The organism is Microbacterium sediminis (assembly GCF_004564075.1).
Classification (GTDB): Bacteria; Actinomycetota; Actinomycetes; order Actinomycetales; family Microbacteriaceae; genus Microbacterium; species Microbacterium sediminis.
Genome location: NZ_CP038256.1, coordinates 1,140,806 through 1,154,689 on the forward strand (window position 1 = coordinate 1,140,806; position 13,884 = coordinate 1,154,689).

At 71.9% G+C, this 13,884-nt stretch carries 13 protein-coding genes and 2 riboswitches; of the genes, 6 read left to right on the plus strand and 7 right to left on the minus strand.

The window, feature by feature from the left end; all coding sequences use genetic code 11:
- Nucleotides 1–57 precede the first annotated feature (57 nt).
- The gene (locus E3O41_RS05465; RefSeq protein WP_067024155.1) at nucleotides 58–2,100 is read left to right on the plus strand and encodes an ABC transporter ATP-binding protein; all 2,043 of its coding nucleotides are present in this window, start codon (nucleotides 58–60) and stop codon (nucleotides 2,098–2,100) included.
- A complete protein-coding gene (locus E3O41_RS05470; RefSeq protein WP_067022631.1) occupies nucleotides 2,097–2,495 on the plus strand; it encodes a barstar family protein in 399 nt (132 codons plus the stop codon). The genes E3O41_RS05465 and E3O41_RS05470 overlap by 4 nt, the downstream gene beginning before the upstream one ends.
- Here E3O41_RS05470 and E3O41_RS05475 read toward each other — a convergent pair whose 3' ends face one another.
- From E3O41_RS05475 to E3O41_RS05490, 4 genes are read right to left on the minus strand one after another with little or no spacing between them, the layout of a single operon-like run.
- Entirely contained in the window at nucleotides 2,496–3,398 is a 903-nt protein-coding gene (locus E3O41_RS05475; protein ID WP_240482216.1) for a glycosyltransferase family 2 protein, read from the minus strand.
- A 44-nt stretch (nucleotides 3,399–3,442) separates the two neighbouring features.
- Nucleotides 3,443–4,264, minus strand: coding sequence for a MetQ/NlpA family ABC transporter substrate-binding protein (locus E3O41_RS05480; protein WP_067022634.1), 822 nt, complete (start codon nucleotides 4,262–4,264; stop codon nucleotides 3,443–3,445).
- A gap of 26 nt (nucleotides 4,265–4,290) precedes the next feature.
- Nucleotides 4,291–5,040 (minus strand): methionine ABC transporter permease, encoded by a 750-nt coding sequence (locus E3O41_RS05485; protein WP_067022636.1) that lies wholly within the window; start codon nucleotides 5,038–5,040, stop codon nucleotides 4,291–4,293.
- On the minus strand, nucleotides 5,037–6,008 hold the full coding sequence (locus E3O41_RS05490; protein WP_067022639.1) for a methionine ABC transporter ATP-binding protein: 972 nt from the start codon (nucleotides 6,006–6,008) through the stop codon (nucleotides 5,037–5,039). The genes E3O41_RS05485 and E3O41_RS05490 overlap by 4 nt, the downstream gene beginning before the upstream one ends.
- 202 nt (nucleotides 6,009–6,210) lie before the next feature.
- Nucleotides 6,211–6,307: riboswitch (glycine riboswitch) on the plus strand.
- A gap of 1 nt (nucleotide 6,308) precedes the next feature.
- Nucleotides 6,309–6,394, plus strand: a riboswitch (glycine riboswitch).
- 46 nt (nucleotides 6,395–6,440) lie between these two features.
- Here E3O41_RS05490 and E3O41_RS05495 point away from each other — a divergent pair.
- The 3 genes from E3O41_RS05495 to gcvP are packed head-to-tail and all read left to right on the plus strand — an operon-like array spanning nucleotide 6,441 to nucleotide 10,995.
- On the plus strand, nucleotides 6,441–7,712 hold the full coding sequence (locus E3O41_RS05495; protein ID WP_067022642.1) for a glycine cleavage system aminomethyltransferase GcvT: 1,272 nt from the start codon (nucleotides 6,441–6,443) through the stop codon (nucleotides 7,710–7,712).
- A complete protein-coding gene (gene gcvH, locus E3O41_RS05500; RefSeq protein WP_067022644.1) occupies nucleotides 7,709–8,092 on the plus strand; it encodes a glycine cleavage system protein GcvH in 384 nt (127 codons plus the stop codon). The genes E3O41_RS05495 and gcvH overlap by 4 nt, the downstream gene beginning before the upstream one ends.
- A gap of 50 nt (nucleotides 8,093–8,142) precedes the next feature.
- The gene (gene gcvP / locus E3O41_RS05505; RefSeq protein WP_067024161.1) at nucleotides 8,143–10,995 is read left to right on the plus strand and encodes an aminomethyl-transferring glycine dehydrogenase; all 2,853 of its coding nucleotides are present in this window, start codon (nucleotides 8,143–8,145) and stop codon (nucleotides 10,993–10,995) included.
- Nucleotides 10,996–11,017: 22 nt separating this feature from the next.
- Here the strand turns inward: gcvP and E3O41_RS05510 are convergent, their stop codons facing one another.
- Nucleotides 11,018–11,452 (minus strand): NUDIX hydrolase, encoded by a 435-nt coding sequence (locus E3O41_RS05510; protein ID WP_218939259.1) that lies wholly within the window; start codon nucleotides 11,450–11,452, stop codon nucleotides 11,018–11,020.
- A complete protein-coding gene (locus tag E3O41_RS05515) occupies nucleotides 11,449–11,937 on the minus strand; it encodes an NUDIX hydrolase (RefSeq protein ID WP_067022651.1) in 489 nt (162 codons plus the stop codon). The genes E3O41_RS05510 and E3O41_RS05515 overlap by 4 nt, the downstream gene beginning before the upstream one ends.
- Nucleotides 11,938–12,095: 158 nt before the next feature.
- Here E3O41_RS05515 and E3O41_RS05520 point away from each other — a divergent pair, with 158 nt between their 5' ends.
- Nucleotides 12,096–12,692, plus strand: a complete 597-nt coding sequence (locus E3O41_RS05520) for a GNAT family N-acetyltransferase (protein ID WP_067022653.1) — start codon at nucleotides 12,096–12,098, stop codon at nucleotides 12,690–12,692.
- An 88-nt stretch (nucleotides 12,693–12,780) separates the two neighbouring features.
- On the opposite strand, the gene E3O41_RS05525 is transcribed toward E3O41_RS05520, so the two are convergent.
- The gene (locus tag E3O41_RS05525; RefSeq protein WP_067022656.1) at nucleotides 12,781–13,740 is read right to left on the minus strand and encodes a hypothetical protein; all 960 of its coding nucleotides are present in this window, start codon (nucleotides 13,738–13,740) and stop codon (nucleotides 12,781–12,783) included.
- Between the last annotated feature and the right edge of the window lie 144 nt (nucleotides 13,741–13,884).

Consider the following 13,884-nt stretch of genomic DNA (forward strand, 5'->3'; position numbering starts at 1 on the left):
CCTGCTGTTCACCCGGCCGATCATGTCGGGCCCCGGCAATAGTCTGGCCTCATGAGCATGGGACGGGGAATGGGCGGTCGCCCGGGCGGCCTGCGCGGGGTGGACGAGGACGCCCTGCGTCGGCAGAACGCCGAGGCCCCCGCGGTGCCCGATCTCGGGCGGCGCGTCGCGGCGCTGTTCCGCCCGTACGTGGGAAAGATCGCCGTCACGGCGCTGTTGGTCGTCATCGGCGCCGCCCTCGGCGTCGTGCCCCCGCTCGTGATCGAGCGCGTCTTCGACGAGGCGCTGTTCCCGCCCGAGGGCGGCGTGCAGATGCGTCTGCTGGGCACGCTCGTAGCCGTCATCATCGGCCTGTACGTGCTGAGCGCGATCGTCGGGGTGATCCAGACGTGGTTCACCTCGAACGTCGGCAACCGCGTCACGGGCGACCTGCGCGTGAAGATGTTCGAGCACCTCCAGGCGATGGAGCTGGGCTTCTTCACCCGCACCAAGACGGGCGTCATCCAGTCGCGGCTGCAGAACGACGTCGGCGGCGTTTCCGGCGTGCTCACGAGCACCGTGACGAGCATCCTCGGCAACACGGTGACGGTGATCGCCTCGCTCGTGGCGATGATCCTCATCGACTGGCGCCTCACGCTCATCGCGATCGTGATCATGCCGCCCCTCGTCATCGTGCAGCGGCGCGTGGGGCAGGTGCGCGCGCGGATCGCGTCGGAGACGCAGCAGTCGCTGTCGGAGCTGACGGCGATCACGCAGGAGACGCTGAGCGTGTCGGGCATCCTGCTGTCGAAGTCGTTCAACCGGCAGCGGGCCGAGTCGCGCCGCTACGCCGACGAGAACGCCAACCAGATCCGGCTGCAGGTGCGCCAGGCCATGAGCGGCCAGGGCTTCTTCGCCGTCGTCCACGTGCTGATGGCGTCGGTGCCCGCCGTCATCTACCTCGTGGCCGGGTTCATCATGGTCGGCGACCCGGGCGCGATCACGGCCGGCGCGATCGTCGCGTTCACCACGGTGCAGGCGCGGTTGCTGCAGCCCCTGACGAGCCTCATGCGGGTGGCGCTGGAGGTGCAGACCTCGGCCGCGCTGTTCGCCCGCATCTTCGAGTACCTCGACCTCACGCCCGCGATCACCGACGCGCCCGACGCGATCGACGTCGAGGACGGCCCGGGGCCGCTCGGGCGGATCGAGTTCCGCGACGTCACCTTCCGCTACCCCGATGCCTCGCCCGACTCGCGCCCCACGCTGGACGGGGTCACGTTCGTGGCCGAACCCGGGCAGCAGGTCGCCTTCGTCGGCCCGAGCGGGGCCGGAAAGACCACCGTGCTGTACCTGACCCCGCGCCTGTACGAGGCCTCCTCCGGGCAGGTGCTGTTCGCCGGCGCCGACGTGCGCGCGCTGCGGCACGAGTCGATCATCGACCACGTGGGCATCGTGTCGCAGGAGACGTATCTGTTCCACGCGACCATCCGCGAGAACCTCCGCTACGCCAAGCCCGACGCGACGGACGCCGAGATCGAGGAGGCGTGCCGGCAGGCCAACATCCACCACATCATCGCGGGGTTCGAGCAGGGCTACGACACCGTCGTGGGCGAGCGCGGCTACCGGCTCTCCGGCGGCGAGAAGCAGCGCATCGCCATCGCGCGCGTGCTGCTCAAGGACCCGCCGGTGCTGCTGCTGGACGAGGCCACGAGCGCGCTCGACACCGTCTCGGAGCGCATCGTGCAGGAGGCGCTCGAGGCCGCGGCCCGAGGCCGCACCACGCTCTCGATCGCGCATCGACTCTCGACGGTGATCGACGCCGACGTGATCCACGTGGTCGAGGCGGGGCGGATCGTCGAGTCCGGCACCCACTCCGAGCTGATCGCGCGCGGCGGCCTGTACGCCGAGCTCGCCGCCGAGCAGCTCGCCTCGACGCGCGTGCTCGAGACCGAGGAGGCCGTCGCCGGGGAGCTGCCGCCGCCCGACCTCGCGCGGCGCCGCGCGGATCGCGCGCCGGAGGAGGAGCGCGCGGCCGCGACGGCCGACGTCGTGCCGCCGGCCACCGGCGCGCTCGCGCTGCCGGTCGCCGACCCGGTCACCGGCGAGGTGCCGGAGCCGTGACGCCGGCGCGGGTGATCGAGATCGACGGATCGGCGGTGCGCGACATCGCCTCGCTGTACGCCGAGCTCGACCGGGCCCTCATGCCGGGCGTGGACTGGCGGCTGGGGGAGAGCCTCGACGCGCTGAACGACGCGCTCTCCGGCGGCTACGGCGCCATCGAGGGCCGCGAGCCGGTGACGCTGCGATGGCGCGACTTCGCGGCGAGCGAGGCCGCCCTCGGCGTGGCGGCGACGCGCGACTGGCTCCGGGCGAAGCTCGCCCGGCCCGAGCTGTTCGACGCGGCGCGGTTCTCGGCCGAGCTGGCGGAGCTGGAGGCGGGGCGCGGGCGCACCTACCTCGACCGGGTGCTCGAGGTCATCGCCGAGCACCCCAACATCACCCTCGTGCGCGCCTGATCATCCGGCCAGGGCGGCGATCTCCGCGCGGAAGGCTTCGAGCTGGCGGGGGTACTCCGGCGTGGACGCCTGCGCGTGCAGGCGCGGCACGTCCATCGCGAGGATCGTCCGGGCCCGGGCGAGCACGGCGGCCTCGGGCGCGGAGCGGCGCAGCACCTCGAGCCCGGCGCGCATGGCGGCCAGCACGGCCCGCAGCACCTCGATGCGCCCCTCGCCCTGTGTGATCGACGAGCCGTCGGCGCGCACGCGCCACTGCACCACGGGCTCCGCGATGGTGTCGATGCGGCGCGCCCGCGTGTACAGCTCCTGCGCGATGAGCTGGTCCTCGTAGAGCCCCGCGGGGAAGCGCAGCTCGCGCCACAGCTCCGCGCGGCTCACCTTCGACCAGGCGACGATGTTGTTGACGACCTCGGGGTGCTCGGCGAGCGTCACGCCGATGCGCGAGGGCGCCGTGGACGCCGCCACCCAGGGCTGCACGTCGGACGGTGCGTAGCCCGATCCGGACGGCCGCAGGCGGCGGTACGCGCCGACGGCGATGTCGCTGCCGCTGCGCTCCAGCGCGCCGACGAGCCGCGCGAGCGCGTCGGGCTCCATCACGTCGTCGGCGTCGAGGAACCCGACGTAGGGCGTGCCGGCGAGCTCCAGGCCGCTGTTGCGCGCCGCACCCAGCCCGAGGCGATCCGGGTGATGGATCACGGTGAAGCGCGGGTCCATCGAGGCGAAGCCGTCGAAGACGGCACCCGTGGCGTCATCCGATCCGTCGTCGACGAGGATCGCCCGCCAGTCCGTGCGCGTCTGCCCGCGCAGCGACTCCAGGGCCTCGGTCGCATAGCCGGCGATGTTCCAGCCGGCCACGATCACCGTGACGACGGGAACGGCGGCGCGGATCCCGTCCTCACTCACAGGAGCGAGCGTATCCGCACCGCCGTCGCCCTCGGGCGTCGAGGTCACTCCGCGGGGATCACGAGGCCGTCGTAGGTCTCCTCGATCCACGCCTTCGTCTCGTCCGAGGTGAGCAGCTCGTAGAGCTTCTCGATCCGCGGGTCGTCGGCCAGCTCGGCGCGGGTGGCGAGGATGTTGAAGTACTCGCTGTCCTGGCCCTCGCTCAGCAGCTGCAGGTCGCTGGAGATGCCGGCGGCCGAGGCGAAGTTGAAGTTCACGATCGCGGCGTCCATCTGCTGCAGCGCGGCGGGCAGCGTGGCGGCGTCGATCTCGCTGAACTCGAAGTCGTGCGGGTTCGCCGTGATGTCGCTGACGGTGGTCGGCGCGTCCGTCGTCTCGATCAGCCCGGCGCTGGCGAGCAGCAGGAGCGCGCGGCCCTCGTTGGAGGCGTCGTTCGGCAGCGCGATCGTGGCGCCGTCGGGGAGGTCCTCGAGCGACTCGTAGGTCTCCGAGTACAGTGCCAGCGGCGGCAGGTACACCGGGCCGACCTCGACGAGGTCCTCGCCCGAGTCCTGCAGGTACAGGTCGAGGAACGGCCCGTGCTGGAACAGGTTGGCGTCGTTGGCGCCCTGCGCCAGCGCCGGGTTGGGCGTGTTGTAGTCGCTGTACTCCTGGATCTCGATCGTGAGGCCCTCGGCGGGTGCGAGCTCGTCGGCGACGAACTGCAGCAGCTCGCCGGCGGGGACGGCGGTCGCACCGACCGAGATCGTGCCGAGGCCCTCGCCCTCGGAGGACGTGTCGCCTGCCGAGGCGCCGCAGGCCGTGAGGCCGAGTGCGAGGGCGGCGGCGCCGGCGAGGGCGGCGGTGGTGCGGGTGAAACGAGACATGTGCTGTGCCTTTCGGTGGAGGGGGATCAGGAGCCGGTGGCGGCGGTCGCGGTGGCGGCGGCGCGCCCGGCGGAGCGCTCGTGGTCGAGGCGCTTGGCGAGCCACTCGCCGAACGTCTGCAGGCCCTGCACGAGCACGACGAGCACGACGACGACGCAGAGGATGTACTCGGTGCTGTAGCGCTGGTGGCCGTAGCGGACGGCGAGGTCGCCGAGCCCGCCGGCGCCGATCGTGCCGGCGATGGCCGAGAAGTTGATGATCGAGACGACCGTGGTCGCGAAGCCGCGGATCATGGCCGGCAGCGACTCCGGCACGAGCACCTTGGTGAGGATCTGCCAGCGCGTCGAGCCGAGCGCCTCCGCGGCCTCGATCCGGCCGTCGGGCACCTCGCGCAGCGCGATCTCCGCCAGGCGGGCGAAGAACGGGATCGCCGAGATCGACAGCGGCACGATGGCGGCGCTCGATCCGAACGACGTGCCCAGCAGCAGGTACGTGAACGGGATCAGCGCGATCATGAGGATGAGGAACGGCACCGAGCGGGTGATGTTCACGACGATCGACAGCACCACGTTGATCGTCCGTCCGAGCGCGCGGCTGCCGAAGGGCTTCTCGAGCACGCCGCCGCGGTCGGTGGACACGAGCAGCACGCCGAGGACGAGACCGACCACGAAGGTGATCACCATGGTCGCCCCGACCATGTAGAGCGTCTCGAGCGTGGCCTTCCACAGGTTGGCCAGCAGCGTGGGCCAGAAGTCCGGCGAGGTCACATCGATCACGCGGCCACCTCCTCGACGACGATGCCCTGTTCCCGCAGCGACGCGATCGCGCGCGTGACGTCGGCGCCGGCGGGCAGCTCCAGGCGCGTGCGGCCCGACTGCACGCCGTCGATCGTCTCGATCGCCGCGCCCAGCAGGCCGATGTCGAGGCCCTGCTCGCGCGCCAGCCGGGCGATGACCGGGTCGTGGGCGGTGAGCTCGGTGAACGTGAGGTCGAGCACCGTGGCGCCCGGGGTGACGGGCGCCTCGCCGAGCGGGAAGAGCTGGCGCGCGATGACCGATCCCGGGGTGAGCAGCAGCTCGCGCAGGCGGCCCGCCTCGACGATCCGGCCGCGCTGCATGAGCGCCGCGGAGGTGCAGATCTGCTTGACGACGTCCATCTCGTGCGTGATGAGCAGGATCGTCAGCCCCAGCTCGCGGTTCAGGCGCGCCAGCAGCTGCAGGATGCTCGCGGTCGTCTCGGGGTCGAGCGCGCTCGTGGCCTCGTCGCTCAGCAGCACCGACGGGTTCGTCGCCAGCGCACGGGCGATCCCCACCCGCTGCTTCTGCCCGCCCGACAGCTGCGCGGGGTAGTGGCCGGCGCGGTCGGCGAGGCCCACGAGGTCGAGGATCTCGGCCACGCGCGCCTTGCGGGCGGCGCGGGGCAGGCCCTGTGCCTCCAGCGCGAGCGAGACGTTGCCGGCGACCGTGCGGCGCGAGAGCAGGTTGAAGTGCTGGAAGATCATGCCGATCCGGTGGCGGGCCGCGCGCAGCGCGCCGCCGGTGAGCCCCGTGATCACCGTGCCGTCGACCTCGACGGTGCCGGAGTCGGGCGTCTCCAGTCCGTTGACCGTGCGGATGAGCGTGGACTTGCCGGCGCCCGACGTGCCGACCACGCCGTAGATCTCGCCGCGTTCCACGGTCAGCGACACATCGTCGAGCGCGCGGGTGTCGCCGTAGCTCTTGATGAGATGGGAGATGGTGATCATGTGCCTGCTTCTGGATCGGGGCACATCCCGCCGGGGGAGTGCCGCTCCTCCGGTGGTATCGACCCATCGATCATCTCCGCCGCACCGCCGAACCGACGAATCGTGTGACCGCGTGTGACGGCGCGCCGCTGACACATGGCGGAAACAGCCGCCGGGTATCCTGTGAGGGCCGGCTCGCCGGAGACAATCGAATACGGGCCCCACGACCTGTGCGGGAGAGCCTCGATCGGCACGCGATCGGGCACCGAAGGAGCAAGCCTCCCCGCCAATCTCTCAGGTACGCGTACCGCGCAGGCCGGGCCACTCTGAAAAGCGGAGCCGACGCTCCCGCCGACGGTGAAAGACGGGCTGCCCGTCGAAACTCTCAGGCCGATGACAGAGGGGGAGTTCGCACGGCGCCACTCGGCGCGTGCCGGACTCAGGGAGCCCTGTATGGAGTCACCGCCCGTCGCCCCGCGCGACACCCCGCTGCGCGCCGAGCACGAGGCGCTCGGCGCGAGCTTCACGGATTTCGGCGGCTGGATGATGCCGGTCCGCTACGGATCCGACCTCGCCGAGCATCACGCCGTCCGTCAGGCCGCCGGCTTGTTCGACATCTCCCACATGGGCGAGATCCTCGTCACGGGTGACCGGGCCGGGGCCTTCCTCGACCACGCGCTCGCGGGCCGACTGTCGGCGCTCGCCGTGGGCAAGGCCAAGTACACGATGATCCTCGCCGAGGACGGCGGCATCATCGACGACCTCATCGTCTACCGCCTCGCCGACGATCGCTTCCTCGTCGTCGCCAACGCCGGCAACCGCGAGGTCGTGGCGGCGGCGCTCGAGGAGCGCGCCGCGGCGCTCCGCTCGAGCCCCGGCGGAGCCTTCCCGTCGCTCGACGGCGGCGACCCGGGCTCGTCGACCGGTGCGGCGCAGCCGCGGAGCGGAGACGGGTCGAGCGAGCGCAGCGAGTCGAGGCCTGCAGACGCAGCCCCATTCGGTTTCATCGCCGGCATGCCGCAGGCCGTCACCGTCGAGGACGTCTCGGACGCCCATGCCCTCATCGCCGTGCAGGGCCCCGCGGCCCAGGCGATCCTTGAGGCGACGCCCGGCATCACCGAGCTCGACACGCCCTGGGCCGAGCAGGGGTACTACGCCTGGGCGAGCGCGCGCTTCGACGACGCACCGCTGCTGATCGCCCGCACGGGCTACACCGGCGAGGACGGCTTCGAGCTGATGATCCCCGTCGACCGCGCCGCCGCCCTCTGGCGCGCGCTCCTGGCCGCCGGCGAGCCGCACGGCCTCGTGCCCGCCGGCCTCGCCGCGCGCGACACGCTGCGCCTGGAGGCGGGCATGCCGCTGTACGGCCACGAGCTGTCCCGATCGATCCTGCCGGCGCAGGCCGGGCTCGGCCGCGTGATCCCCGCCGACAAGACGGGCTTCGTCGGCGAGGCCGCGAAGGAGCCCCGCCCCGACGCGCCCGTCCTCGTCGGCCTCACCCTCGAGGGGCGCCGCGCGGGCCGCGAGGGCTACGCCGTCCACCTCGGCGACGAGAAGGTCGGCGAGGTCACGAGCGGCGCGCTCAGCCCGACGCTCGCCCACCCCATCGCCCTCGCGTACGTCCGCCCGGACGTTGCCGCCTCACCCGACCTGACCATCGACGTCCGCGGCACGCGCATCCCCGCTGCCGTCACCGCCCTGCCCTTCTACCGGAGGAAGAAATGACCGACCTCAACGCCCTCAAGTACACCGCCGAGCACGAGTGGGTCGCCCTCGACGGCGACGTCGCGACGATCGGCATCACCGACTACGCCGCCGAGCAGCTGGGCGACGTCGTCTACGTCGACCTGCCCGCCGACAACGCCACCGTCACCGCCGGCCAGGTGATGGGCGAGATCGAGTCGACCAAGTCGGTCTCCGAGCTGTACTCGCCGGTCGACGGCGAGGTCATCGCCCTCAACGGCGAGGTCGACGCCGACCCGTCGCTCGTGAACCAGGACCCGTTCGGCCAGGGCTGGCTCGTGCGCGTCCAGCTGTCGGGCCAGCCCCTGACCGGCCTCATGGATCGCGCCGCCTACGTTGCGCTGACGGGTGGCGAGGCGTGAGCGACTACGCCCGCCGCCACATCGGGGCGTCCCAGGCCGACCGCCGCGCGATGGTGGAGGCCCTCGGGCTGAGCGTCCGCGAGGAGATCGCCGAGACCCGCGAGCTCACCGATCCGCTCGTCGCCCAGGCGATCCCGGCCGCCATCCGCGCCGACGGCGCGACCTCCGGCGCGATCCCCGTCCGCGGGGTGAGCGAGGCGGAGGCGCTGGCCGAGCTGCGCGCCCTCGCCGCGAAGAACCGCGTGCTCTCGCCCATGATCGGCCTCGGCTACAGCGACACGATCACGCCCAGCGTGATCCAGCGCAACGTGTTCGAGAACCCGTCCTGGTACACCGCCTACACGCCGTACCAGCCGGAGATCTCGCAGGGACGTCTCGAGGCGCTGCTGAATTTCCAGACCATGGTGGGCGAGCTCGCCGGCCTCCCCGTGGCGAACGCGTCGATGCTCGACGAGTCCACGGCGGTCGCCGAGGGCATGCTGCTCGCGCGTCGCGCGGTGCGCGGCGGATCGAACGTGTTCGCCGTCGACGCGGATGCGCTGCCTCAGACCAAGGCCGTGCTGGCCGTCCGGGCCGAGGCGGTGGGCATCGAGCTCGTCGAGGTCGACCTCGCCGGCGGCGAGACCCTGCCGGCCGAGCTGTTCGGCGCGCTGATCCAGTACCCGGGCGCCTCGGGTCGGGTGTGGGATCCGTCCGCCGTCATCGACGCCGTGCACGTGGCGGGCGGCCAGGCCGTCGTCGCCGCGGACATCATGGCGCTCGTGGTCCTCGCCTCGCCCGGATCGATGGGCGCCGACATCGTCGTGGGCTCGACGCAGCGCTTCGGCGTGCCGCTCGGGTTCGGCGGCCCGCACGCCGGCTACATGGCCGTGCGCCAGGGCCTCGAGCGCCAGTTGCCCGGCCGACTCGTCGGCGTCTCGGTCGACGCCGACGGCGCCCCGGCCTACCGCCTCGCGCTGCAGACCCGCGAGCAGCACATCCGCCGCGAGAAGGCGACGAGCAACATCTGCACCGCGCAGGTGCTCCTGGCCGTGATGGCGGCGATGTACGCCGTCTACCACGGTCCGGACGGGCTGCGCTCGATCGCGTCGGGCATCGCGATGCGCACCAGTGTGCTGAAGCAGCAGCTCGCCTCGGGCGGCGTCGAGATCCTGCACGAGCAGTTCTTCGACACGATCCGCGCCCGCGTGCCCGGTCGTGCGGCGGAGATCGTCGCGAACGCGCGCGAGCGCGGCGTGCTGCTGCACCTCGTCGACGACGACACCGTGGGAATCTCGGTCGGCGAGGCCACGACGGATGCCGACGTTGCCGCCGTTCGGGAGGCGTTCGGCGTCGCCGCGGACGCGCCGTTCGGGCGCCCGCTCGGCGCGGCGAAGGACGGCTCGCGCGTCGCGATCGTCGGCATGCGCGACTCCGGCATCCCGCGCGAGCTGTTCCGCCGGGACGAGATCCTCACGCACCCGGTCTTTCGCACGCACCACTCCGAGACGGCGATGATGCGGTACCTCAAGCGCCTCGCCGACAGCGACTACGCCCTCGACCGCGGCATGATCCCGCTCGGCTCCTGCACGATGAAGCTCAACGCCGCGACGGCGATGATGGCCGTGTCGTGGCCGGAGTTCTCGCGGGTGCACCCGTTCGCGCCGCGCGAGGACGTCGCCGGCTCCCTCGAGCTCATCCATCAGCTCGAGGGGTGGCTGGCCGACCTCACGGGCTACGACGCCGTCTCGCTGCAGCCGAATGCGGGATCGCAGGGCGAGCTCGCGGGCCTGCTCGCGATCCGCGGCTACCACCGCTCGCGCGGCGACGAGCACCGCGACGTGTGCCTCATCCCGTCCTCCGCGCACGGCACGAACGCCGCCTCGGCGGTACTGGCCGGCATGCGCGTGGTCGTCGTCGCCTGCGACGAGCTCGGCAACGTCGACCTCGCCGACCTGCGCGCGAAGATCGCCGAGCACGCCGACACCCTCGCCGCGCTGATGATCACCTACCCGTCCACGCACGGCGTGTACGAGGCCGACGTGCTCGACATCACCGCCGCGGTGCACGAGGCCGGCGGCCAGGTGTACATCGACGGCGCCAACCTCAACGCGCTCCTCGGCCACGCGCGCTTCGGCGACCTGGGCGGCGACGTCTCGCACCTCAACCTGCACAAGACCTTCGCCATCCCGCACGGCGGCGGTGGCCCGGGCGTCGGGCCGGTCGCGGCGAAGGCGCACCTCGCGCCGTTCCTGCCCAGCCACCCGCTCGCGCAGGATCCGACCGAGGGCATCGGCCCGGTGTCGGCCGCTCCGTACGGATCGGCGAGCATCCTGCCGATCTCGTGGGCGTACATCCGCATGATGGGCCTCGAGGGGCTCACCGAGGCGACCGATGCCGCGGTGCTCGGGGCGAACTACATCGCCGCGCGCCTGGCCGATCACTATCCGGTGCTGTACACCGGCGCGGAGGGCCGGGTCGCGCACGAGTGCATCCTCGATCTGCGTCCCCTGAAGGCCGCGACCGGCATCTCCAACGACGACGTCGCCAAGCGCCTGATCGACTACGGCTTCCATGCCCCGACCATGTCGTTCCCCGTGGCGGGCACGCTCATGGTCGAGCCGACGGAGTCGGAGGACCGCGCCGAGCTGGACCGCTTCATCGACGCGATGATCCAGATCAAGGCCGAGGCCGAGCGCGTCGCGGCGGGGGAGTGGCCGGCCGACGACAACCCGCTCGTGAACGCGCCGCACACCGCGGCGACGCTCGTGGGCGATTGGGCGCACGCCTACACGCGCGAGGAGGCGGTGTTCCCGGCCGGCATCACGACCGCGAAGTACTGGCCGCCGGTGCGCCGCATCGACGGCGCGTACGGCGACCGCAACCTCGTGTGCGCGTGCCCGCCCATGGAGGCCTTCGCCTGATCGGCGGCAGCGGGGCGGGGGCTTACAGCCCCGCCTCGCGCAGGGCCGGCAGGATCCTCGTCATCATCAGCGGAGCGAGGTCTCCTGCCGGCTCGGCCGTCTCGGGCACCCAGCGGATCTCCTCGATCTCGGCGGCCGGCCGGATCTCCGCGATCGGCGGATGCACGAACACCGTGCCCCGCACCGTCCACCCCGACTCGTTCGCCGCCGGCGCCTCGAACGTGCCGAGCAGCGTCATCCGCTCGGGATCGAGCTCCACCTGCAGCTCCTCGCGAAGCTCCCGGACCGCGGCATCGAGCGCCGACTCGCCCGGCTCCGGCTTGCCGCCCGGCTGCATGAACGTCGTCGTGCCGCGCTTGCGCACCGCGAGGATGTCGCCGGTGTCGGGGTGCCGCAGCACGACGGCGCTCACCGTCACCACCCGGGCGGCGTGATCGAGGGCGTGGTGCGCGCTCACGCGGGCACCGATCCCGTCTCGAAGCGGGCGCTGCCGGTGTGCTCCAGGGCGACGCGGATCCGCTCGCGCATGTCGGCGCCGATCCGCTCGTCGTCCAGGCGATCGATCGGGCACCACCAGGCGCGGACGTTCTCGCCGTCGGCGGGATGCGGCTCGCCCGACACCCAGCGGCAGCGGAACACGAGGTCGAGGTACTGCGAGCGATCCCCGTTCGGGTAGCGCATGGGCGGCAGGACGTGCGCCCACACGAGCGCCTCGGCTTCCGCCTCGACGCCGGTCTCCTCGAGCGTCTCGCGGACGGCCGCGACGGCGGGCTCCTCGCCGGGATCGATGATCCCCGTGACGGGCGTGACCCATCCGTTGTCGGCCCGCTCCACGAGCAGCACCGCGTCGTCCTTGACGACCACGGCCGTCACGCCCGTGAGCCACAGCAGCTCGTGCCCGATCTTCTCGCGCAGTCGCAGGATGAAGTCGGGGGTCGCCATTCCTCCAGCCTAGGAGCCATGCGGTCGCGGCCGGGACGCCTCGCGCCGCTCGCGTCGGGGCTCGGCTCGCTGGAGCGATCCGTCCGGCGTCCGGGATGTGCCCGCCACGGGCTCCCCGAGGACCGACGCGCGAACCGCCCGGGTCGTAGGCTCGAGCGGTGAGCTTCGTCGACACTCCCGTCCTGCAGAACGAGCGCGTGCGGCTGGAGCCGCTACGCACCGATCACGCCGCCGACCTGGCCGACGCGGTCGCGTTCGAGGATCTCTGGCGGCGGGCCTGGTACACCCGCATCCCCGCGCCCGACGAGGTGCCGGCCGAGATCGAGCGCCGGCTGGCGCGCCAGGCGATGGGCGAGATGGCTCCCTGGGCGATCGTCGACCCCGCCACCGGCCGCGCCGTCGGGATGACCTCGATCTGCAGCATCGCCCCCGACGACCTGCGCGTCGAGATCGGCTACACGTGGCTGCGCCGCGACGCGCAGGGCGCCGGCATCAACCCCGCGGCGAAGCTGCTGCTGCTCACGCGCGCGTTCGAGGCCCTCGGGTGCGTGCGCGTGGAGATCCGCACGAACTGGCACAACCACCAGTCGCGCGCGGCGATCGAGCGGCTCGGCGCCAAGCTCGACGGCGTGCTGCGCAGCCACACCCGCATGCCCGACGGCCAGTGGCGCGACACCGTGGTGTACTCGATCCTCGCCACCGAGTGGCCCCAGGTGAAGCGCGGCCTCGAGTCCCGCCTCGCCTACCGCGGCTGAGCGCCCGGGCGCGCGGCGGGTTCCAATTCCGCAAGTCTGTGCTAGGTCCGCATGACCGTCGGCGCGGACTTGGCACAGAATTGCGGACTTAGTGGTTCAGCAGTAGCGAGAGAGCGTGTAGCTGCGCAGTGCGGCGAGGTCGGGGTGCCGTCAGACCCGCGGCTTCGAGCATGAGCCGCAGGCGGTCGGGTGTCCGCAGGTCGTTCCATCCCCATCGTGCGAATCCCCGCATCACCCGGCGCAGTGCGTCCTCCCGCTTCTTCTCGCGCATCACGGCGTCTGCCGCGTCGCCGATCGCGTACTTCATGTCGCCGTCGGCTTCGCCGATGACTTGTTGGTCGGGCCAGCTGAAGTCCGTGCGGTATTCGGCGCCATCGATCACGAAGCGCGATTGCAGCTGAGGCGCTGGAAATCCCAACCACTCGATCGCGGCGCGGCTCACAGACTCGAGGACGGACTCGGCGTCCGCTGTGGCGCGCTCGAGCGGCCAGGCTGCTGTGGCCCGCCCCCGGCCGCTTTGACGCGACTCGTTCGCGATGAGCAAGTGTTCCCGCGAGGCCGCACCCGAGTGGAGAAGCGCATCAGCCGCCGCGAGCGCATAAGCGGGATGACGATTGCGAGCGAGGTCGACAACGGTGGCAAGTGCCGTTGTTGCGCAGACTCCGAGGCTGGTGATGAGCGGAGGTTCCTCGAGCGCGTAATGGCCTTGGACGTCGCCGACTCGACGGGCGTCCCCCTTACGGGCAACCAGGACGTGGAGGGTGCGGAGGTCGCCGAGCACGGGGAGACCAAGCAGCGCTGCCGCCGATTCATGAGTGAAGATCGCACTCGGCCGCTTCAGCGCAAGCGCGTGAATGCGGGCGAGGTACTTGTGCCAGGGCGGAAGACGCGCCCAGTCCTCAGCAGGCGCATACACGCCGGCGCGCACTCGGTGAAGCGCTCGCGCCTCGATCTCGCGCCGCAGTGAACGATCATCGGCCCGTCTCAGGAGCGGTACGGGACTCGGACAGAGCGCGGCGCCGGGAGAGTGGATCGTCGAAGCCAGCATGAATCGACGGTCGCACGCACCCCGACGAACTCCTCGCCCGCCGGCCGAACTGTGGATCGATCCCTTCCCTCATGGGCGTGTGGACGAGCCGTGATGCCGCAAGTCCGCAAGTCTCTGCCAGTTCCGCATGGGCGGACAGCCGGA